Raw genomic sequence first — 20,153 nt, forward strand, 5'->3', positions numbered from 1 at the left:
TCTCTCTTATAAATTAGCTACAGAACTGCCCAGCCATATTAGCAAGGCGTAGCGAATGGTTTTACCAATCAACATTGCAATAGTACTTTGCCATACTGAAAGCTTGGCGGCTCCCGCAACAAAACACAACGCATCTCCAATAACCGGCGCCCAGCTCATTAACAAGCTCCAAGCACCGTATTTTGTTAACCAAGGTTTAGCTTTGGCCTGCTCACTTAAGTTAGGTAACCAAGTAAAATGTCGATTACCGTAATTAAAAGAGCCCCAGCCCATGGCAAAGGTGACTAATCCGCCAATAGTATTACCAATACTGGCAACCACTAATAGGCTAATCCACTGCTCAGGCACTTGGCTCACTAAACCAAGCAATAACACCTCTGAGCTACCCGGTAGCAAAGTGGCGGAGACAAAGGCGCTAAAAAATAATAAGGCTAACAATAGAACGACTTAATCAACAAAATAGTTCGCCGGCCATAAATTTCTTACATCTACAACATCCATACCCGCGGCATTAGCGGCAACGACGCCTGCATCGGCATCTTCAAATACCAAGCAGGCTTGCGGCTGAACGTTCATTAACTCTGCGCATTTTAAAAAAGTGTCTGGTGCTGGTTTGTGCTCGGCGACGAGATCTGCCCCCACAATCGCTTCAAACTGCTTAGCAATACCCAGCTTAGCCAATATCAACTCAGCTTGTTGCTGACTAGCACCAGTGCCCACCGCCATTGGTTTTTTACCAAGGTAGTATTCGAATACTTCAATCAACGGTGTCGCCAATACCTCACTGTTTACCAATTGGTGATAACGCTGTTCTTTTGCTTCAGCTACTGCAGCAACATCAATATTGCTTATATGGGCATCGGCAAGCAGCTTTTCAACCGATAAGCCCGTAGGCATGCCGCTCATGGCTAGCATTTGCTCGGAGGTATAAGGGATATTGAACTGTTGTAAAGCAAACTCCCAAGCCTGTTGGTGTTGCTTCATTGAGTCGATGAGGGTTCCGTCCATATCAAAGATAAAGGCTTCATAATCTTGGTATTGTTGGATATTCATTGAGCACTCGTAAACTACTCGGACTGAACAGCAGCCGATTCATGCTGCATCATACCAATAAGCTTTGACAAAGGTGGACTAAATTCTAAGCAAGCAAACAACAAAGGCTTCAGATACTGAATATCAAGCAAAGAGATAAACTAAAATGATTGTATGTGAAGCCAAACGAAGTTGTAGCGTAAAGCGCTTCTATTCAGCGTTAATGCAGGTAAACTAAAAGCTGTTCAATCACTTAAGCGAAGTAATAGGTAAGACTATGGTGCGTTTTTTCTTAATACCTTTGTTGTTGACGATATTATGGACGCTCTTTCTTTTTCATTTTGGCTTGAGCTTTAAACAAGGCCGAAAAGGCTACTATTGGATTATTGGTTTGAGTGCTGCGTTGATCGGTTTCTTCTCGTTGATGATATGGATAACCCATTAATTAGCCAATAAAAAAGCTTGCCGAGGCAAGCTTTTTTGGTTCAGCTAATAACGTGTTTAGCCACCAACAAGCGACAACAATACACCCGCCGCTACAGCACTACCTAGTACACCGGCCACATTCGGACCCATAGCATGCATAAGCAAGAAGTTATGAGGGTTAGACTCTAAACCAACCTTGTTCACTACTCGTGCAGCCATAGGTACCGCTGATACACCAGCCGCACCGATCAATGGGTTAATCTTACCACCGCTCAAGCGGCTCATGAGTTTAGCCATTAATACGCCTGAGGCAGTACCAATACCAAACGCCACGGCACCTAAGCCAAGAATACCCAAGGTTTCTACGGTTAAGAATTTGTCAGCAGACAGTTTAGAACCTACAGCTAAACCTAAGAAGATAGTCACAATGTTGATAAGTTCGTTTTGAGCAGTTTTGCTCAAACGATCCACCACCCCACTTTCTCGCATCAAGTTACCTAAACAGAACATACCGACAAGTGGTGTTGCTGCTGGTAAGAACAAGATAGTTAAGCCAAGCACTGCAATTGGGAAGATAATCTTCTCACGCATGCTCACCGGGCGAAGCTGCTCCATTTGAATTTCGCGTTCTTCTTTTGTGGTTAGCGCTTTCATGATCGGTGGTTGAATAATCGGCACCAATGCCATGTAAGAGTATGCAGCTACGGCAATAGCGCCGAGCAGGTCTGGTGCTAGTTTAGATGCCAAGAAAATCGCTGTAGGGCCATCGGCACCACCAATAATGGCAATGGCCGATGCATCAGCAAGGCTAAAATCGAAGCCCGGAATGGCGTTTAGTAAAATAGCGCCAAACAAGGTAGCGAAAATACCAAACTGCGCCGCAGCACCCAATAACAACATTCTTGGGTTGGCGATAAGCGCACCAAAATCTGTCAGCGCGCCAACTCCCATAAAGATCAATAATGGGAATACCCCAGTTTCAATCCCTACATGGTAGATGTAGTAAAGCAAACCACCTTCATCATTGAATCCCGCATTTGGAATATTTGCTAATACTGCACCAAAACCAATTGGCAATAGCAGCAATGGTTCAAACTTACGCACGATAGCTAAATACAACAGCAGTAAACCTACCGCCATCATGACCAGCTGACCAAACTCAAAGTTAGCTAGGCCTGTTTCAGACCATAGCTTAATTAATCCTTCCACTTTATGGCTCCCTTACGCGATGCTTAGCAGGACTTCGCCCACTGCAACCGCATCACCTTCTTTAACTAGAACCTCGTCAACAACCCCGGTTTTAGCGGAACGGATCTCAGTTTCCATTTTCATTGCTTCCATAATCAGCAATACGTCACCTTCTTGAACATTGGCTCCTGGCTTAGCCAGAACCTTGAAGATGTTACCCGCAAGTGGAGCTGGTAGCGCTTCACCATTGCCACTAGCGCTGCTCGCGACTGGCGCAGAGGCTGGTGTGCTTTGAGCAACGGCTTTAACACCATCAATTGAGCCTTCAGGACCAACATCAACACTGTACACTTGACCATCAACCCGCACTGAGTAAGTTTCTACTGCACCGGCTTTAACAGGAGCGGCAACCTTTACGTCATCAGCGCTTGGTACAGGTTCAAAGGCATCAGCATTGCCGCGATTCTCTAAGAACTTCAAACCAATTTGTGGGAATAAGGCATAAGTAAGCGCATCATCGATTACCGCATCAGCCAATTTAAAGCCTTTGTCTTTTGCGTGCTGAACAACCTCTGTTTCAAGACGCTCCATTTCTGCTTGCAGTAAATCAGCAGGGCGACAAGTAATTGCTTCAGCACCGTCTAATACGCGCGCTTGTAGCTCGGCGTTAATTTCGCCCGGCGCTTTACCATATTGACCACTAAGAATACCGGCAGTTTCTTTAGTAATCGTTTTGTAACGTTCACCAGTTAAAACGTTAAGCACGGCTTGGCTACCAACAATTTGCGAGGTTGGTGTAACCAGCGGAATGTAGCCCAAATCTTTACGTACTTTAGGGATCTCTAACAATACTTCGTCAAGCTTGTCGGCCGCGCCTTGCTCTTTTAACTGGCCTTCCATGTTGGTTAACATGCCGCCTGGTACTTGAGCGATAAGGATGCGTGAATCAACACCTTTTAAGCTACCTTCAAACTTCGCGTACTTCTTCCGCACTTCACGGAAGTAAGCGGCAATAGACTCTAGCTTAGTAAGGTCTAAGCCAGTATCGCGCTCAGTGTCCTCTAGCATCGCTACAATGGTTTCTGTTGGACTGTGGCCGTAAGTACAGCTCATTGACGAGATAGCCGTATCAATAATGTCTACGCCCGCTTCAATGGCTTTAATATGCGTAGGTAAGCTCAAGCCGGTTGTTGCATGACAGTGCAGTGCAATTTCTACATCGGTTTCAGCTTTAAGACGTTTAATTAGCGTTTCGGCTTCGTAAGGCTTTAACAGGCCTGACATATCTTTAATTGCAACAGAGTGACAGCCAATATCTTCTAAACGCTTGGCTAAATCTACCCAGTTGTCTAAGGTATGAATTGGGCTAGTCGTGTACGAAATCGTACCTTGGGCGTGTGCGCCACAATCTAGTGCCGCTTTAACTGCTGTTTGAAAGTTGCGAGGGTCGTTCATCGCATCAAAGATACGGAATACGTCCATACCGTTTTTAACAGCACGTTCTACAAAGCGTTCTACTACATCATCGGCATAATGACGGTAACCTAATAGGTTTTGTCCACGTAACAACATTTGTTGTTTAGTGTTAGGCATCGCCTTTTTAAGTTCGCGTAGGCGCTCCCAAGGATCTTCACCAAGGTAACGAATACAAGCATCAAAGGTAGCGCCGCCCCAAGTTTCTAAAGACCAATAACCAATTTGGTCAAGTTGCTCAGCAATAGGCAACATATCTTCGATACGAAGACGAGTTGCTAGCAATGATTGATGCGCGTCGCGCAATACAACATCGGTTAATGCAAGTGGTTTAGACATTGCGTTAAATCCTCTTTAGTTATTGGGCCTTCCGGTACTGTTGAACAGCAGCAGTAATTGCAGCGACAACAGTGGCATTATTGGCGGGTTGGGGAGACGTTGGCAAAGCTTGGCTAGGTTCGGGAATGTCAGCTAAAGGTGGTGCGAGTTTAGCTAAACCCATTACAGCCACAATTAATAGCGACAAAAACGAGAATACGGCGATCATCCCGACCCCCATTAACGTTGCTGCTTCTAAGAGCACCTCAGTCATATCCATCATATTATATAATCCACATCCTTTGAGATTGGCGTAAGAATTACATGTCAAACGACAAAAATCAAACTTGAATTTTGAATAATTATTCAAAACCTTGGTATTGTTAACTTTATTTTATCAATGACAAAATCCGCAATAATCCAAGACTTTAGCTCTTATACAGGGTAAACGCCCAAAGCTTAACAAATGATTAACATGCCATTCACAGTAGCTTGACAGCGTATTACTGTTAGTAATTTAGCAGCTTAACTACTCCAAAAGTAGTAATCGCGATCACAAGAGTTGGAAATTTGAGGTGCATAAGTGGTGAATAGTGATCTAGGAGTATTAAGAGAATGGATAATAAAAGAAAAAAGATGGCGCGCGTGGAAGGATTCGAACCTCCGACCGCCTGGTTCGTAGCCAGGTACTCTATCCAGCTGAGCTACACGCGCGTTGAAATCGATGGCGGTGAGGGAGGGATTCGAACCCTCGATAGGGCTACAAACCCTATACTCCCTTAGCAGGGGAGCGCCTTCGGCCACTCGGCCACCTCACCGCGATTTCGGATGCAGATATTACTGCTTCCAAAAATATAGTCAAACCTTTTTTACCACTTTTCTCTTGTTCGTTCAGCTTTCGAACAGTTCGCTGCCTTTTTGTTAGCTAACAGCTTAAAAGCTAAGCGGGGACTGCAAACATTATAGATTACCCAACATCAAAATGGCTTGAGCAAAGCCCTAAAAAACAAAAGGAAGCCAGAGGCTTCCTATAGTCAAATCATGGCGATAAAACGTGCGCTTAGGCGCTAGCGTTTTTCTCGGCTTGAATGCGCATGTAAATCTCTTCACGGTGCACAGATACTTCTTTAGGAGCGTTCACACCGATACGTACTTGGTTTCCTTTCACGCCCAATACAGTAACTGTTACTTCATCCCCAATCATCAACGTTTCGCCTACACGGCGAGTCAAAATTAGCATTCATTATCTCCTTAAATTCGTTTTCTTGTTCTTTAGCGACTTATCAAAGCTATTATTTTTCTGCTATTAGCGTATAGACTAGCTTGTTTAAGCCAAAGAGTCATCATTATTGCTCTAGGTTGTATGCACTATGCAATGCACGCACAGCCAACTCTAAATACTTTTCGTCAACTACCACCGATACTTTGATTTCAGAAGTAGAGATTAGTTGCATATTTATCCCCTCATCACCCAAAGTTTCGAACATTGTTTTCGCTACACCAGGGTGATTCATCATCCCTACCCCAACGATAGAAATTTTCGCCAGAGAATCTTTACCTTGAACTTCACGTGCGCCCAACTTGTTAGAGGTGTCCTCTAGCAGCTCTTTAGCCCGCTTGTAATCGTTACGGTGAACGGTAAAGGTAAAGTCGGCAGTATTGTCGCCCATAGAGTTTTGGATGATCATATCCACGTCGATATTAGCATCACCAATTGGGGCTAAAATAGACGCTGCTACAGAAGGTTTATCTGGCACACCCAAAATTGTTAAGCTTGCTTCATCGCGGTTAAACGCAATGCCTGAAATTACGGGTGACTCCATTTTATTTCCCTCATAACTGATTAAGGTACCGTTACCTTCAGTGAAACTAGATAAAACACGTAGCGGCACATTGTACTTGCCAGCAAACTCAACTGCGCGGATTTGCAAAACCTTAGCACCAAGGCTCGCCATTTCTAGCATCTCTTCAAAAGTAATGCTTTCAAGGCGGCGCGCCTTAGGCTCAACCCGTGGGTCGGTGGTATAAACGCCATCTACATCTGTGTAGATTTGGCACTCATCGGCTTTTAAGGCCGCAGCAATTGCTACAGCGGTAGTATCGGAACCACCTCGACCAAGCGTTGTTATGTGGTTCTCTGGACTGCGTCCTTGAAAACCTGCAATAACCACCACTTTATTCTGCTGCAAATGTGCTTGAATGTTGTGATCGTCAATACTAGTGATACGCGCTTTGCCGTGGGCATTGTCTGTATGCATGCGAATTTGATCGCCTGTCATCGATACAGCGTCACAACCTTTCTTCTGCAAGGCAATACTAAGTAAAGCAATAGTGACCTGCTCACCCGTCGATACCAGTACATCTTTTTCGCGTTCGGCGGCATTTTCGTCTATTTCATTGGCAAGACCCAATAAACGGTTGGTTTCACCAGACATTGCTGAAAGAACCACAACCACATCATCGCCGGCTGCTTTACTGCGAATAACTCGGTCAGCAACCGCTTGAATACGCTCAAGCGTGCCTACCGAGGTACCACCATATTTTTGAACAATTAGTGCCACTTGCTTTCCTTTTTCTTTAACACTTAATGCCTAGTTGATTACAGCTGCTCGTTTAACCACTCTTTCACTTTCTCAAGTGCAGTTTGCAATCCATCCGGATTAGAGCCGCCTGCTTGCGCCATATCTGGGCGACCACCACCTTTCCCCCCTACACATTGGGCGGCAATGTTCACCATTTCACCAGCTTTAACACGAGAGGTTAAATCTTTAGTCACACCTGCCACTAGGCTTACTTTTCCATCGTTTACTGTGGCCAATAAAATCACGCCACTCTCAAGTTTCACTTTTAGCTCATCTACGCTACTGCGTAAGGCTTTACCTTCAACGCCATCTAAGAAGGCAATTAATACTTTCACACCGTTAATTGTTTGTATTTGATCTGCGGCATCATTACTAGCGGCGCTTGCTAGTTTAGCTTTTAGTTGAGCAACGTCTTTTTCAAGCATCTTATTGCGGTCAACTAACTGCATCACTTTTTCGCCAATGCTGAACTGGTCGCCTTTCACTAAGTTGGCTGCTTTCTCCATTTCTTCAGCAATACGGTGTATTAGGTCTATTGCGAACTGTCCCGTTACCGCTTCAATACGGCGAACGCCCGCTGCAATCCCGGCTTCGCTGGTAATTTTGAAGAAGCCTATGTCACCGGTATGGTTAACATGGGTTCCGCCACAAAGCTCGGTAGAGAAGTCGCCCATGCTAACAACACGAACATCGTCATCGTACTTCTCGCCAAACAAAGCCATAGCACCAGCTTTTTTAGCTTGATCAAGGTTCATAACTTTAGTTATTACCGGCAGATTGCGGCGAATTTGCTGGTTAACTAAATGCTCAACTTGGCGGATTGAATTCATCGAAATAGCTTCAAAATGAGAGAAGTCAAAACGTAAGCGCTGAGCTTCTACCAGTGAGCCTTTCTGAGTAACATGTTCACCTAGGGTTTGGCGTAATGCAGCATGTAATATGTGCGTGACCGAGTGGTTTAACGCCGTGTTCCAACGTCGACGAGAATCTACTTTAGCCTTAACGACTTTTTGTAAACATAAGTCTCCACCTTGCACATAACCTTTATGCACAAAAGCTTTGCCTACTTTAATGGTATCTTGCACCACAAAGCTGCCGCCTTCATACATCAGTTCGCCAGCGTCACCAGCTTGGCCACCCGACTCTGCATAAAAAGGCGTTTTATCGAGAACGATAATCGCTTGCTCTCCACTACGAACGGTTGATTCAGCTTCACCGTCTTTAAACATCTCAACGATTTTAACTTCCGCCTCTAAGTGGAGGTAACCCAAAAACTCAGTTTCGCTATCAATAATTAAGTTATCGTTGTAGTCAGTGCCAAAATTGCTAGCCTGCTTGGCACGTTCTCGCTGCGCGCGCATTGCAGCTTCAAACTCAGCTTCATCAACACTCAGTTCACGCTCGCGCGCGATGTCTGCTGTTAAGTCAGCGGGGAAGCCGTAAGTATCATAAAGCTTAAATACCAAGTCGCCAGGAATTACCGAACCTTCGAGCTCATTTAAGGCTTCGTCAAGAATGATTAAACCGCGGTCTAATGTTTTTGCAAATTGCTCTTCCTCAAGCTTAAGGACTCGCTCAATAACTGGTTGTTGAGTACTAAGCTCAGGATAAGCCTCGCCCATTTCAGCGATTAGGGCGGGTAATAGTTTGTAGAAGAAACCTTCTGTTGCACCCAGTTTATTGCCATGGCGAACAGCGCGACGGATGATCCGGCGTAATACATAACCACGACCTTCGTTGGCGGGCATAACACCATCAGCAATGAGGAAGCCACAAGAGCGAATATGGTCTGCGATTACTCGCAGTGATTTGTTTTCCAAATCGCTGGTACCAATAATGTTGGCCGCGGCAGCAATTAGATTCTGAAAAATATCGATTTCGTAGTTTGAGTGCACGCCCTGCAAAATAGCAGCAATACGCTCTAGACCCATACCAGTATCTACTGACGGGTTAGGCAGTGGTTCCATGCTACCGTCTGCTTGACGATTGAATTGCATGAATACAACGTTCCAGATTTCGATGAAACGATCGCCATCTTCTTCAGGCGTTCCTGGAGGTCCGCCCCAAATGTGTTCGCCGTGGTCGTAGAATATCTCGGTACATGGACCGCACGGTCCAGTGTCACCCATTTGCCAAAAGTTATCTGACTCAAACTTCTTCTCTGGAGATTTATCACCGATACGAATAATACGGTCTTTAGGCACACCGATTTTGTTGGCCCATAAATCAAACGCTTCGTCATCGGTTTGGTAAACCGTAACCAACAACTTTTCTTTAGGTAACTTGACCACATCAGTTAAGAATTCCCAAGCGTAGCCAATAGCTTCTTCTTTGAAGTAATCCCCAAAGCTAAAGTTACCTAGCATTTCAAAGAACGTATGGTGACGTGCGGTATAGCCAACATTTTCTAAATCGTTATGTTTACCACCGGCACGTACACAACGTTGCGAGGTCGTAGCTCGTGAATAGTTACGCTTATCAATGCCTAGAAATACATCTTTAAATTGATTCATACCCGCATTGGTAAACAGTAAGGTGGGATCGTCGTGAGGAACTAACGAACTACTGGCAACTATTTGGTGATTTTTGCTGTTAAAGAAGCTTAAAAATGCATTTCTTACTTCAGCTGAAGTCATCTTCATGAATCTATTTCCTGGGGGTTTGTAGCAACTCGACATCGTGGTAAAACTCGGGGTTACTCGTCGATAGGCGCTAAAATAGGTGAAACCGTAATTAATCGCGACAATATATCACGCAGACCCATGCAGGCAAAGTGTTGAGGGCTTATTGCTGTTGTAGTTCGCTAAATAGCGTATTGATTAACTCAAAGTCAAAACCGCGGCGGTATAAATATGCAGTACATTTTTGCTTAAGTACGCGGTCAGAAGGGAGACCTTGTTTAAACTTTCGCTCAAAACATAAGGTTAAGCTTTGATACCAATCCCATTCAGGATCAGCCAGGACCTGATTAGCTAAGTCGCTATTGATGCCTTTGCTTTGCAGGTATTGTTTTATGTAATTACGCCCGTAACCTCGAGCTAATCTAGCGCGAGTTAAAGAACTAGCGTAGTTATGATCGTTAAGCCAAGCATTTTCAATGGCATAGTTAATCGCATCTGCGATTTCAGCTTCTTGGTAGTCCTTTTGTCGCAATTTCTGCAACAATTGCTGCTGACTATATGAACGCCTTGAGAGCAGATCGATGGTGGTGTGAAGTGCGCTACGATTGGTCATAATAAAAAGGAGCCTTTCGGCTCCTAATCAATTTATGCTTCTTGATCAGCCGGAGTTTCAGTAGCTGTATCTTCTTCAACAACTTCGGTGTTGTTAAGCAGGTTGTTACGAATCGTCATTTCAATCTCTTGAGCAACTTCTGGGTGCTCCTTCAAGTAATTTGAAGCATTCGCCTTACCTTGACCGATTTTGTTCCCTTTGTAAGAGAACCAAGCACCAGCTTTGTCGACCAATTTTTCTTTTACGCCCAAATCAACTAACTCGCCGTAACGGTTAAAACCTTCACCGTACATGATTTGGAACTCGGCTTGTTTAAATGGTGCAGCGATTTTATTTTTAACCACTTTAACGCGAGTTTCGTTACCAACGATCTCATCGCCACTTTTCACCGCGCCGATGCGACGAATATCCAAACGTACAGATGCGTAAAACTTCAGTGCATTACCGCCAGATGTAGTTTCTGGATTACCAAACATTACACCAATTTTCATACGGATTTGGTTAATGAAAATACACATACAGTTGGTTTGCTTAAGCGTACCAGTTAGCTTACGTAACGCTTGCGACATTAAACGTGCCTGCAGGCCAACGTGGCTATCACCCATGTCCCCTTCAATTTCAGCTTTAGGCGTTAAAGCTGCTACCGAGTCAATTACAATCATGTCAACGGCACCAGAACGCGCTAGCATATCGGTAATCTCTAGGGCTTGTTCACCAGTATCAGGTTGAGATACCAATAAGTTGTCTACATCTACACCAAGCTTTTTGGCATAAATAGGGTCTAGGGCATGTTCGGCATCAACAAACGCACATACCTTGCCCACTTTTTGAGCTTGAGCAATGGCTTCTAAGGTAAGAGTAGTTTTACCAGAACTTTCAGGACCATAGATTTCAATCACACGACCCATTGGCAAACCGCCAGCGCCTAAGGCAATATCAACGGATAAAGAACCTGTAGAAATGGTTTCGATATCCATGGTACGGTTGTCACCAAGCTTCATGATTGAGCCTTTACCAAATTGTTTTTCAATTTGGCCTAGGGCCGCAGCTAATGCCTTTTGTTTGTTCTGATCCATATCGCCCTCGTAGGTGCTTTTAACTATCTTAATGACCAGTAGTATACTGGGTATTCATACAGTATCAAGTTTATTCCAGAAAATTCATAAAAGAGTTTTGCCTATTCGGCTGACAGCTTTTATCCTTGCTGCTTCGTTTAGCCATTAACCGAGTAGTTCGATAAGACCCATGACTGAGACAAATCTAGAAAAACACACTCCTATGATGCGCCAATACCTAACGTTAAAGGCTCAACATCCCGAGATTTTATTGTTCTATAGAATGGGCGATTTTTACGAATTGTTTTATGACGATGCCAAACGCGCATCTGAGTTAATGGATATTTCCTTAACAAAACGTGGCCAGTCTGCTGGTACACCTATTCCAATGGCAGGTATTCCCTACCACGCAGCAGAGAATTATTTATCGCGCCTGGTTCAATTAGGTGAATCAGTCGCTATTTGCGAACAGATTGGCGACCCGGCTACCAGTAAAGGGCCGGTGGAAAGAAAAGTTGTTAGAATTATCACACCAGGCACGGTGAGCGACGAAGCCTTGCTGGAAGAGAAACAAGATAACTTGTTAGTCAGCGTAATAAACCAGCAACAACAAATTGGTCTTGCTTATTTAGATATTGCCAGTGGCCGATTCGTGATTAATCAATTTACCGGTGAACAACAACTACAAGCCGAACTACAACGCTTAAACCCTGCGGAACTGCTCTACCCTGATGACTTCGAGTTTTATTCGGAGCTGCAAGCATACAAAGGTTTACGACGTCGTGGAGAATGGGAATACGATTTAGCCACCGCACAAAAAGTATTAAATCAGCAGTTCGGTACTCGGCATTTAGACGGGTTTGGGGTAAGTGAATACCCGCTAGCCCTTTCAGCAGCCGGTTGTTTAATGCAGTATGTTCAAGATACTCAGCGCACTGCCCTACCGCATATCAATGCAATTATCGTTGAGAGCCAAAATCAGTTTATTCAACTTGATGCCGCAAGCCGTAAAAACCTAGAGTTAACCCGTAACCTTGCTGGCGGCTACGAAAACACCCTAAGTTCGATATTGGACCGCAGCTCCACTGCCATGGGAAGCCGCTTGCTAAATCGCTGGTTACACCAGCCTTTAAGCAACCAGCAACAAGTGAGTGCGCGCCAAGATTGCATTGCTGAAATACTAGAAACCGACCTTTATCCTCTAGTGCAAACTGTGCTTAAGTCGATTGGCGATATTGAGCGAATATTGGCCCGCTTAGCCCTTCGTTCTGCCCGACCGCGTGATTTAGCGAGGTTGCGTAACGCCTTTAGTTTACTACCAGAACTGCAATCTTATTTAAGTTCTACACAAGCACTAGCGCCAATAGCTAAAAATATTGGTGAGTTTCCCGATACCTTAGCCTTGTTAGAGCGAGCAATAATTGATAACCCTCCTGTGCTCATTAGGGATGGCGGAGTGATTGCACCAGGTTACCATCGAGAGTTGGACGAGTGGCGAGACCTAAGCGAGGGAGCGACTCAGTTCTTAAAAGACATAGAACAACGGGAACGCGAACAATCCGGAATTGCCAACCTAAAGATTGGGTATAACAAAGTACACGGTTTTTACATTGAGGTAAGCCGCCTTTATTCCGAACAAGTACCCGAGCACTATATTCGCAGGCAGACGCTAAAGAATATGGAACGCTACATTATCGCGGAACTTAAAGAACACGAGGAAAAAGTGCTCTCTAGCCAAGGTAAAGCTTTGGCATTAGAAAAGCGGCTATATGAGGAACTGTTGGATTTGCTCATGCCAAGTTTGAGCAATATGCAGCGTAGCGCTCAAGCAATAGCTCAGCTTGATGTACTGTGTTGTTTAGCCGAGCGAGCGGAAAGCCTAAACTATGTACGCCCTCACTTTAGTGAACAATCGGGAATTAGTATTGAGGGTGGCCGACACCCAGTGGTTGAACACGTAAACGATACTCCGTTTATTGCGAACCCTGTAACGCTTGCAGAAAAGCGCAGACTGCTGATTGTAACAGGTCCAAATATGGGTGGTAAATCTACCTATATGCGCCAAACCGCACTGATATGTTTGATGGCTTTCATGGGAAGTTTTGTGCCAGCAGAAAGCGCAACGCTAGGCCCCATCGATAAGATTTTCACTCGTATTGGCGCGTCAGATGATTTAGCCAGTGGCCGCTCTACCTTCATGGTGGAAATGACTGAAACCGCCAATATTTTGCATAATGCCACAACCAACAGTTTGGTATTGATGGACGAAATTGGCCGTGGAACCAGTACCTATGATGGTATGTCTTTAGCTTGGGCGGTAGCACAAGCCTTAAGTAAAATAGAGTCGCAAACACTATTTGCTACTCACTATTTTGAGTTAACCCAATTGCCAGAAATCCTAGACGGTGTGGCTAATGTTCATTTAGATGCCGTGGAACATCAAGATACTATCGCCTTTATGCACCAAGTTCAGGAAGGGGCAGCCAGTAAAAGTTACGGCTTACAAGTTGCCGCATTAGCTGGAATACCTAAAGCTGTAATTTCACAAGCTAAACGTAAGTTAAAACAGTTAGAAGCGGCTAACCCTGCACCGGTAGATACCCCAAGCATTCCAGAAAGTGACTTAGCAGCTCAATTAAGCATGGACTTAGGCAGTGTTGAAGAACACCCGATACTAGATCAACTGCGTAATTTGGACCCAAATGAATTGTCGCCACGAGCGGCATTAGATTTATTGTTTAATTTAAAGCAGCAAGCAAATAGTTAACAGCACCAAACGAAAAACAAAAAAGGAAGCCCAAGCTTCCTTTTTTTATTTGATGACATCACTAGACTTTAAATAGTGAGTCTATAGATAGATTTTGTAACGACAGTATGTCACGTAAGCGGCGTAATGCTTCCACTTGAATTTGCCTTACTCGCTCGCGAGTTAAACCAATTTCTCTGCCCACATCTTCCAAGGTAGAGGCTTCGTAACCTAACAACCCAAAGCGGCGTGCCAATACTTCGCGTTGTTTGCTATTAAGCTCGCCTAACCAACCAACAATGCTATTTTTCATATCATCATCTTGGGTTTTGTGTTCTGGGCCGTGATCATTTTCATCAGAGATAATGTCTAATAATGCTTTATCGTTATCACCACCAATCGGGGTATCAACCGAGCTAATACGCTCGTTTAAACGAAGCATTTTAGTCACATCTTCTACTGGGCGGTCCAGTGTTTCGGCAATTTCTTCTGCAGTAGGTTCGTGGTCTAGTCGATGAGCCAGTTCCCGTGCAGTACGAAGATACACATTCAACTCTTTAACCACATGAATAGGCAAACGAATTGTACGAGTCTGATTCATAATCGCTCGTTCAATAGTTTGGCGGATCCACCAAGTAGCATAAGTTGAAAAGCGGAAACCACGTTCTGGATCGAACTTTTCTACTGCGCGAATCAAACCAAGGTTCCCTTCCTCGATTAAATCCAGCAGAGCCAAGCCGCGGTTGTTATATCGTCGTGCTATTTTAACTACTAAGCGCAGATTACTTTCAATCATCCTTTTACGCGCGGCTTCGTCACCTCTAAGGGCACGTCGGGCGTACAGAACTTCTTCTTCTGCGGTAAGTAAAGGTGAGAAACCAATTTCGCCAAGATAGAGCTGAGTAGCATCTAAACTCTTGGAAACATCGGCTTGCATGATGTCGTCTTTGTTAGCTTTTTTGTCAACCCTTGCGCTTTTAGCATCGCCAGTTGAAACACTTTTTAGTTTTACAGCAGTTTTTACTTGGGTCATAGCATAACCTCCCTGAACAAGACCTGATTGCTGTTATTATTATGTGCAATCTAGGCTAGAGTGCCGGTAGATATTTCTTTGGATCTACTGACTTTCCTTTGAAACGGATTTCAAAATGTAATCGCGTATCGGTTGTTCCTGTATCGCCCATATCGGCGATATGTTGCCCTACTACTACTTGCTGTTTTTCTTTTACACGTAAACGACTGTTATGTGCATAAGCACTTAAGTAATCGTCATTATGCTTTATTATTATAAGTTTTCCGTAACCTCTTAACGCGCTGCCCGCGTACACCACTCGACCCGGTGCTGAAGCTACAATTTTCTGCCCTTGGCTGCCGCGAATATCAAGGCCTTTATTGCCATTCTCTTTATTAGAGAAACCTTTGATAATTCTACCTTTTGTTGGCCAAACCCAGCCTTTAACTGGACCTTTTTGGCTGCTTACTACTACCTTAGGCGAGTTTTTAGCGTATGCCTTTGTTGACGTTGATTCAAGTTTTTTTGACGATTTCTTAACATCTTTAACTTGCGGCTTCACAGTTTTATGCTTATTCGTTTTAGCTTTGCTGGTTTTAACACTGCTAGCTTTCAAATTAATAGTTTGACCGACATAAATTGTGTAAGGAGCTGGAATATTATTTCTTTTTGCTAATTGTTTGGGGTCCAGCCCAGCTCGCCATGCAATAGAGTATAAAGTCTCGCCTTTTTTAACTTTATACTGCGAGCTGTTTAACACGCCGCGTGTATCTGCGTTATACACACCAGCATCGGTTACTGGCGCTGGACCACCTTCTCGACTACATCCCTGCAGTAAGCTAATGGCTAATATGAGGCAAACATAACGCAGATAAACCATTCAGTTAACGCAGTAGCAAATAAGCCACTACAGCTAACACAACAACTGCCCAACCGAGAATTTCAACATACTTACGTAATTGAGCTTCCATTTTGGCGCCGCCCCACTTCATTAAACCAGCAACCAAGTAAAAGCGTAATCCTCTACCGACCAAAGAAATCAGAATGAAAGGAATAAAAGCCATGTTTAGAATGCCTGCAGTCAAGGTAAACACTTTATATGGCACTGGCGTAAAGCTGGCGACAAAAATAACCAATACGCCCCACTGTTCAAACCATTCAAATGCGACATCCATTTTGTGTTGATAACCTACCGATCGAATCAGTGGCTCTACAACTGGCTCATAAAAAAACTGCCCAAGTGCATAACCTAAAGCGGCACCGAGTACCGAGAAAATAGTGGCCAGCATAGCAAAACGCCAGGCTCTGTTTGGACGTGATAAAGCCATGGGCGCTAACATTACGTCAACAGGGATCGGCCAAAAAATAGATTCGATAAAACTCATGCCCGACAAATATCGAACGGCATGGCGATGCTCAGACCAAGTCATCACTTTGTCGTATAAGGCACTAAAAATTTTCACGCTAATTCACCATTAATTAAAGGAACAAAACGCACAGGCTCTAAATTGTGTTGAGTAAAACCTTGTGCTTGTTTTTCGATTTGGACAAGTGTTTGTTGTTGCTGTTGCTCACCCACTGGAATAATCATTCGGCCGCCAACACTTAACTGCGCAACAAGTGCCTCTGGTATAGCAGCAGCTGCAGCAGTAACGATGATCGCATCAAACGGACCTTTGCTTGACCAGCCTTTCCAACCATCGCCATGTTTTGTTGCAACATTATGTAAATCCAACAATTTTAAGCGTCTTTTAGCTTGAAACTGAAGGGTTTTAATACGTTCAACTGAATAGACTTGGTCAACCAGCGATGCTAATACCGCTGTTTGGTAACCTGAACCGGTACCAATTTCTAGTACTTTCTTAGGGTTAGTTTGTAACAGTATTTCGGTCATTTTTGCCACAATGTAAGGCTGAGATAGCGTTTGCCCCTGACCTATTGGCAGAGCAGTGTTATCCCAGGCTTGATGAGCTAAGGCTTCATCAATGAAATACTGTCGTGGCAATTTAGCGATGGCGTTTAACACAGCGGTATGTTGAATTCCGTGTTGACGCAGTTGATTAACCAATTTCAAACTATTCGGGCTTTCGCCAAATTGCATTACCTTGCCTCCCAATCCTTGATCCAAGTATCTAGTTTGCCAATAAAGCTGTGTGCTGTCATATCTATCGTCAATGGTGTGATAGAAACGTAGCCTGCTGCGACTGCCGCAAAGTCGGTTCCTTCGCCAGCATCTTGCATTTCACCCGGAGGACCCAGCCAATAAATATCGTGGCCTCTAGGATCTTGTTGTTTCACCATGACCTCTGCGCGATGACGACTGCCTAATCGCGTTACCTTAAAGCCTTTGATTTCTGTCAAAGGTAAATCAGGAACGTTCACATTAAGAATTTGGTTGCTTGGAAGCGCATGCTCGCGCAATTGCGCTAACAACTTTAAGGTTACGCTAGCGGCGCTGTCATAGTGTTTGCCCTCGCGTCCCACCAAAGACACTGCAATAGCAGGAAGCCCTAAATTACGCCCCTCCATGGCCGCAGCGACGGTTCCCGAGTAGAGTACATCATCACCTAAATTAGCACCTGCGTTGATTCCAGCAACAACTATTTCTGGTAACTCATCGACTAACTCATTAATCGCTAAGTGAACACAATCGGTTGGCGTGCCTTTTACTGAGATGGTAGTTTCATCGAGATAAACAATCCGCAGCGGGTCTTCAAGGGTTAAAGAATTACTCGCGCCGCTGCAGTTTCTATCGGGTGCAACGGTTAATACTGGTGAAAGCTGCTTTAACGCTTGAGCCAAACATACAATGCCCGGCGCGTATACGCCGTCATCGTTACTCACTAATATGGTCATTGCCTTCGCCTTCACAATTAACAATTTCACGCAAAATACTTGTGGCGTAATTGCCGGCGCTTAAAAAGAAGCTGAGCACTAAATCATTACCCTCGGCTTTAAATGAAAAGTCTTTTGAACGAAGAGCTAATGCGCGACGCTCCATTTTTAAGCCAGCATCTGCTAGGCCTGAAACTATTTCTGGATAGGCCGCTAACACGGAGCTCTCGAACTCTAAGGCTTTATCTTGGCTCGCTAGCTCACCCTTTCCGACCATGGGGGCAGACAACTCAATTTCGCCTTGCTGATAACGCTCTAGAATATCTTGGTCAGCTTGTTCGGCTACAAAGTGTGCATTGCTCGTAGCAAACTTCATCACATCACCGTTGAGTACCTGAGTGAACAACTGCTGCTCAATGCGTTGGCTAATAGCATGATTGAAAACCAAACTGCGCGCGGCAGATAAATACATGCTGCGTTTTTCTCGGCTACGAATTCGTTTGCCAGCAAACATGCTTAAAGCATTATCAATATTGCTAGCACCTCGGCCAAATCGTTGAGAGCCAAAGTAGTTAGGTACACCAGATTCGGCAACTTTGCTTGCTCGCTCTAAAGCTTGCTCAATATCCGATACGTCTCGTAGGCGAATCACAAAATTATTTCCCGACAAAGAACCACGCTTGAGTTTGCGGTTGTGCCTTGCGGTTGCAAGCACTCTAACCCCTTCGCCTAACTCTTCAGGTAACGCAACATTGTCCTTGCCCGGTATTTGAATACTAAACCATTGGGTGGTGACCGCATGGCGATCTTTTAGGCCTGCATAGCTAATAACGTTGGGGTTTACCTGGCAGGCTTCTGCTAGCATTTTTGCTACCCAAGAGGTGTTTTCGCCCGTTTTTTCAATCTTCACCAACATATGCTCGCCGTCACCACTGAACTCGAACGGCAGCACTTCATCAACTTTAAAATCTATGGCGTGTTGCTTGAGCAAACCACTACAGCTCGGTTTACCGTGCAGGTAGTTAAGCTGCGAAATAAGCGTTAAATAATCACTCATTTAAATACTCTCCAATAATACAACCGCATGACTCGATATCCCTTCTTTACGCCCTTCAAAACCAAGTTTTTCAGTGGTAGTGGCTTTCACGTTCACTTGGCTAATGCTGGCATGTAAATCTTCGGCAATATTGAGGCGCATTGCTTCAATGTGCGGTGCCATTTTTGGGGCTTGAGCAACAATAGTTAAATCGAGGTTGGCTAACTTATAACCTCGCTGAGTAATTTGTTCGACGACTCGGCGTAACAAAATGCGGGAATCTATCCCCGCATACGCTTGGTCATTATCAGGAAAATGATGCCCTATATCGCCTAACGCTAGCGCTCCTAACAAAGCATCACACAAAGCATGTAAGGCGACATCGCCATCAGAGTGAGCAATAAATCCCTGTTCATAAGGAATTGCCACACCAGCAACTACCAGCGGCCCTTGACCACCAAATTTATGTACATCAAAACCGTGCCCAATGCGAATACTCACCCTACTACCTCTTTTTGTTGTTGCTGACTTAAATACCATTTGGCTAAGGCCAAATCTTCAGGGCAAGTCACTTTAATGTTGTCACTGCGACCTTCAATAATACTCACTGGCTGTTCCGCCCATTCCATAGCAGACGCTTCATCAGTGATTTTTTCACCAGCAGCCATAGCATTGCTGATGTTTTGTTTTAGCGATTGAACCAAAAACATTTGTGGCGTTAAGGCATGCCAAAGTCGCTCTCGTGACACTGTGTGTTCAACTTTACCATCAGCGCTTCGCTTCATAGTATCGCGCACCGGGCTGGCTAATATGCCGCCATGCTGATGTTGCTCGCAACTTGCGATAAGTAAACTAATGTCTTGATGAGTAATACAAGGCCGTGCTGCATCATGTACCAATACCCACTCATCATCATTAATGATTTGTAGACCTGCAAGTACAGAATCAGCTCGTTCATCACCACCTTCAACTGTTTGAATGCGTGGAGAACTAGCAATTGATAAGTCTTTAAACCAACGATCATTTGGATGGAGAACTACAATCACCTTCGCGATAGCAGGGTGACTGAGAAAAGCAGCAGCGGTTGTTTCAAGAATTGTTTTCTCACCCAAAGACAAATACTGTTTTGGGATACTTGCTTGCATGCGACTACCAATACCTGCCGCTGGTAGCAATGCAGTATATTGCTTAATAGAAGAAATCATTTATTAGTGAT

General features: G+C 44.4%; 20 protein-coding genes and 2 tRNA genes. 1 reads left to right on the top strand and 21 read right to left on the bottom strand.

Annotation, left to right across the window (positions count from 1 at the left end):
• Positions 1 to 6 precede the first annotated feature (6 nt).
• The 13 genes from FFR00_RS01505 to recA form a co-directional block, all read right to left on the bottom strand.
• Entirely contained in the window at positions 7 to 438 is a 432-nt protein-coding gene (locus FFR00_RS01505) for a YqaA family protein (protein ID WP_137671592.1), read from the bottom strand.
• 9 nt (positions 439 to 447) lie between these two features.
• The gene (locus tag FFR00_RS01510; protein WP_137671593.1) at positions 448 to 1,053 is read right to left on the bottom strand and encodes a beta-phosphoglucomutase family hydrolase; all 606 of its coding nucleotides are present in this window, start codon (positions 1,051 to 1,053) and stop codon (positions 448 to 450) included.
• A gap of 295 nt (positions 1,054 to 1,348) precedes the next feature.
• Entirely contained in the window at positions 1,349 to 1,474 is a 126-nt protein-coding gene (locus tag FFR00_RS21950) for a hypothetical protein (protein ID WP_255437583.1), read from the bottom strand.
• Positions 1,475 to 1,533: 59 nt separating this feature from the next.
• Entirely contained in the window at positions 1,534 to 2,667 is a 1,134-nt protein-coding gene (locus FFR00_RS01515) for a sodium ion-translocating decarboxylase subunit beta (protein ID WP_137671594.1), read from the bottom strand.
• Positions 2,668 to 2,679: 12 nt separating this feature from the next.
• A complete protein-coding gene (gene oadA / locus FFR00_RS01520; RefSeq protein WP_137671595.1) occupies positions 2,680 to 4,458 on the bottom strand; it encodes a sodium-extruding oxaloacetate decarboxylase subunit alpha in 1,779 nt (592 codons plus the stop codon).
• A gap of 19 nt (positions 4,459 to 4,477) precedes the next feature.
• On the bottom strand, positions 4,478 to 4,720 hold the full coding sequence (locus tag FFR00_RS01525; RefSeq protein WP_235836132.1) for an OadG family transporter subunit: 243 nt from the start codon (positions 4,718 to 4,720) through the stop codon (positions 4,478 to 4,480).
• 354 nt (positions 4,721 to 5,074) lie between these two features.
• Positions 5,075 to 5,151: transfer RNA gene (locus FFR00_RS01530), tRNA-Arg, on the bottom strand.
• 11 nt (positions 5,152 to 5,162) lie between these two features.
• Positions 5,163 to 5,255, bottom strand: a tRNA-Ser gene (locus FFR00_RS01535).
• 242 nt (positions 5,256 to 5,497) lie between these two features.
• Positions 5,498 to 5,677: a carbon storage regulator CsrA gene (gene csrA / locus FFR00_RS01540; RefSeq protein ID WP_137671596.1), complete on the bottom strand. Its 180-nt coding sequence runs from the start codon at positions 5,675 to 5,677 to the stop codon at positions 5,498 to 5,500.
• A gap of 106 nt (positions 5,678 to 5,783) precedes the next feature.
• Positions 5,784 to 6,998 (bottom strand): aspartate kinase, encoded by a 1,215-nt coding sequence (locus tag FFR00_RS01545; protein ID WP_137671597.1) that lies wholly within the window; start codon positions 6,996 to 6,998, stop codon positions 5,784 to 5,786.
• Positions 6,999 to 7,036: 38 nt separating this feature from the next.
• The gene (gene alaS / locus FFR00_RS01550; RefSeq protein ID WP_137671598.1) at positions 7,037 to 9,661 is read right to left on the bottom strand and encodes an alanine--tRNA ligase; all 2,625 of its coding nucleotides are present in this window, start codon (positions 9,659 to 9,661) and stop codon (positions 7,037 to 7,039) included.
• Positions 9,662 to 9,803: 142 nt separating this feature from the next.
• The gene (locus FFR00_RS01555) at positions 9,804 to 10,253 is read right to left on the bottom strand and encodes a regulatory protein RecX (RefSeq protein ID WP_137671599.1); all 450 of its coding nucleotides are present in this window, start codon (positions 10,251 to 10,253) and stop codon (positions 9,804 to 9,806) included.
• A 32-nt stretch (positions 10,254 to 10,285) separates the two neighbouring features.
• On the bottom strand, positions 10,286 to 11,329 hold the full coding sequence (gene recA, locus FFR00_RS01560) for a recombinase RecA (protein ID WP_137671600.1): 1,044 nt from the start codon (positions 11,327 to 11,329) through the stop codon (positions 10,286 to 10,288).
• 160 nt (positions 11,330 to 11,489) lie between these two features.
• Between recA and mutS the strand changes: the two genes are divergently transcribed.
• The gene (mutS, locus tag FFR00_RS01565; protein ID WP_373681403.1) at positions 11,490 to 14,075 is read left to right on the top strand and encodes a DNA mismatch repair protein MutS; all 2,586 of its coding nucleotides are present in this window, start codon (positions 11,490 to 11,492) and stop codon (positions 14,073 to 14,075) included.
• A gap of 61 nt (positions 14,076 to 14,136) precedes the next feature.
• On the opposite strand, the gene rpoS is transcribed toward mutS, so the two are convergent.
• Genes rpoS through ispD form a run of 8 tightly spaced genes read right to left on the bottom strand, consistent with a single transcriptional unit; the run spans position 14,137 to position 20,142 of the window.
• Entirely contained in the window at positions 14,137 to 15,087 is a 951-nt protein-coding gene (gene rpoS, locus FFR00_RS01570) for an RNA polymerase sigma factor RpoS (protein ID WP_137671602.1), read from the bottom strand.
• A 55-nt stretch (positions 15,088 to 15,142) separates the two neighbouring features.
• Positions 15,143 to 15,946, bottom strand: a complete 804-nt coding sequence (locus tag FFR00_RS01575) for a peptidoglycan DD-metalloendopeptidase family protein (protein ID WP_137671603.1) — start codon at positions 15,944 to 15,946, stop codon at positions 15,143 to 15,145.
• Positions 15,947 to 15,950: 4 nt separating this feature from the next.
• Positions 15,951 to 16,529 carry a YqaA family protein gene (locus FFR00_RS01580; protein WP_137671604.1) on the bottom strand — a complete coding sequence of 193 codons (579 nt, stop codon included), beginning with the start codon at positions 16,527 to 16,529 and terminating at the stop codon, positions 15,951 to 15,953.
• A complete protein-coding gene (locus FFR00_RS01585) occupies positions 16,526 to 17,167 on the bottom strand; it encodes a protein-L-isoaspartate(D-aspartate) O-methyltransferase (protein WP_201798666.1) in 642 nt (213 codons plus the stop codon). The genes FFR00_RS01580 and FFR00_RS01585 overlap by 4 nt, the downstream gene beginning before the upstream one ends.
• Positions 17,167 to 17,922: a 5'/3'-nucleotidase SurE gene (surE, locus tag FFR00_RS01590; protein WP_137671606.1), complete on the bottom strand. Its 756-nt coding sequence runs from the start codon at positions 17,920 to 17,922 to the stop codon at positions 17,167 to 17,169. The genes FFR00_RS01585 and surE overlap by 1 nt, the downstream gene beginning before the upstream one ends.
• Entirely contained in the window at positions 17,903 to 18,958 is a 1,056-nt protein-coding gene (truD, locus tag FFR00_RS01595; RefSeq protein WP_137671607.1) for a tRNA pseudouridine(13) synthase TruD, read from the bottom strand. Before truD ends, surE begins: the two co-directional genes overlap by 20 nt.
• Entirely contained in the window at positions 18,959 to 19,477 is a 519-nt protein-coding gene (gene ispF, locus FFR00_RS01600; protein ID WP_137671608.1) for a 2-C-methyl-D-erythritol 2,4-cyclodiphosphate synthase, read from the bottom strand.
• On the bottom strand, positions 19,435 to 20,142 hold the full coding sequence (gene ispD, locus FFR00_RS01605) for a 2-C-methyl-D-erythritol 4-phosphate cytidylyltransferase (RefSeq protein ID WP_137671609.1): 708 nt from the start codon (positions 20,140 to 20,142) through the stop codon (positions 19,435 to 19,437). Before ispD ends, ispF begins: the two co-directional genes overlap by 43 nt.
• Between the last annotated feature and the right edge of the window lie 11 nt (positions 20,143 to 20,153).

This window comes from Agarivorans sp. Toyoura001 (assembly GCF_005405585.1).
Taxonomy (GTDB): Bacteria; Pseudomonadota; Gammaproteobacteria; order Enterobacterales; family Celerinatantimonadaceae; genus Agarivorans.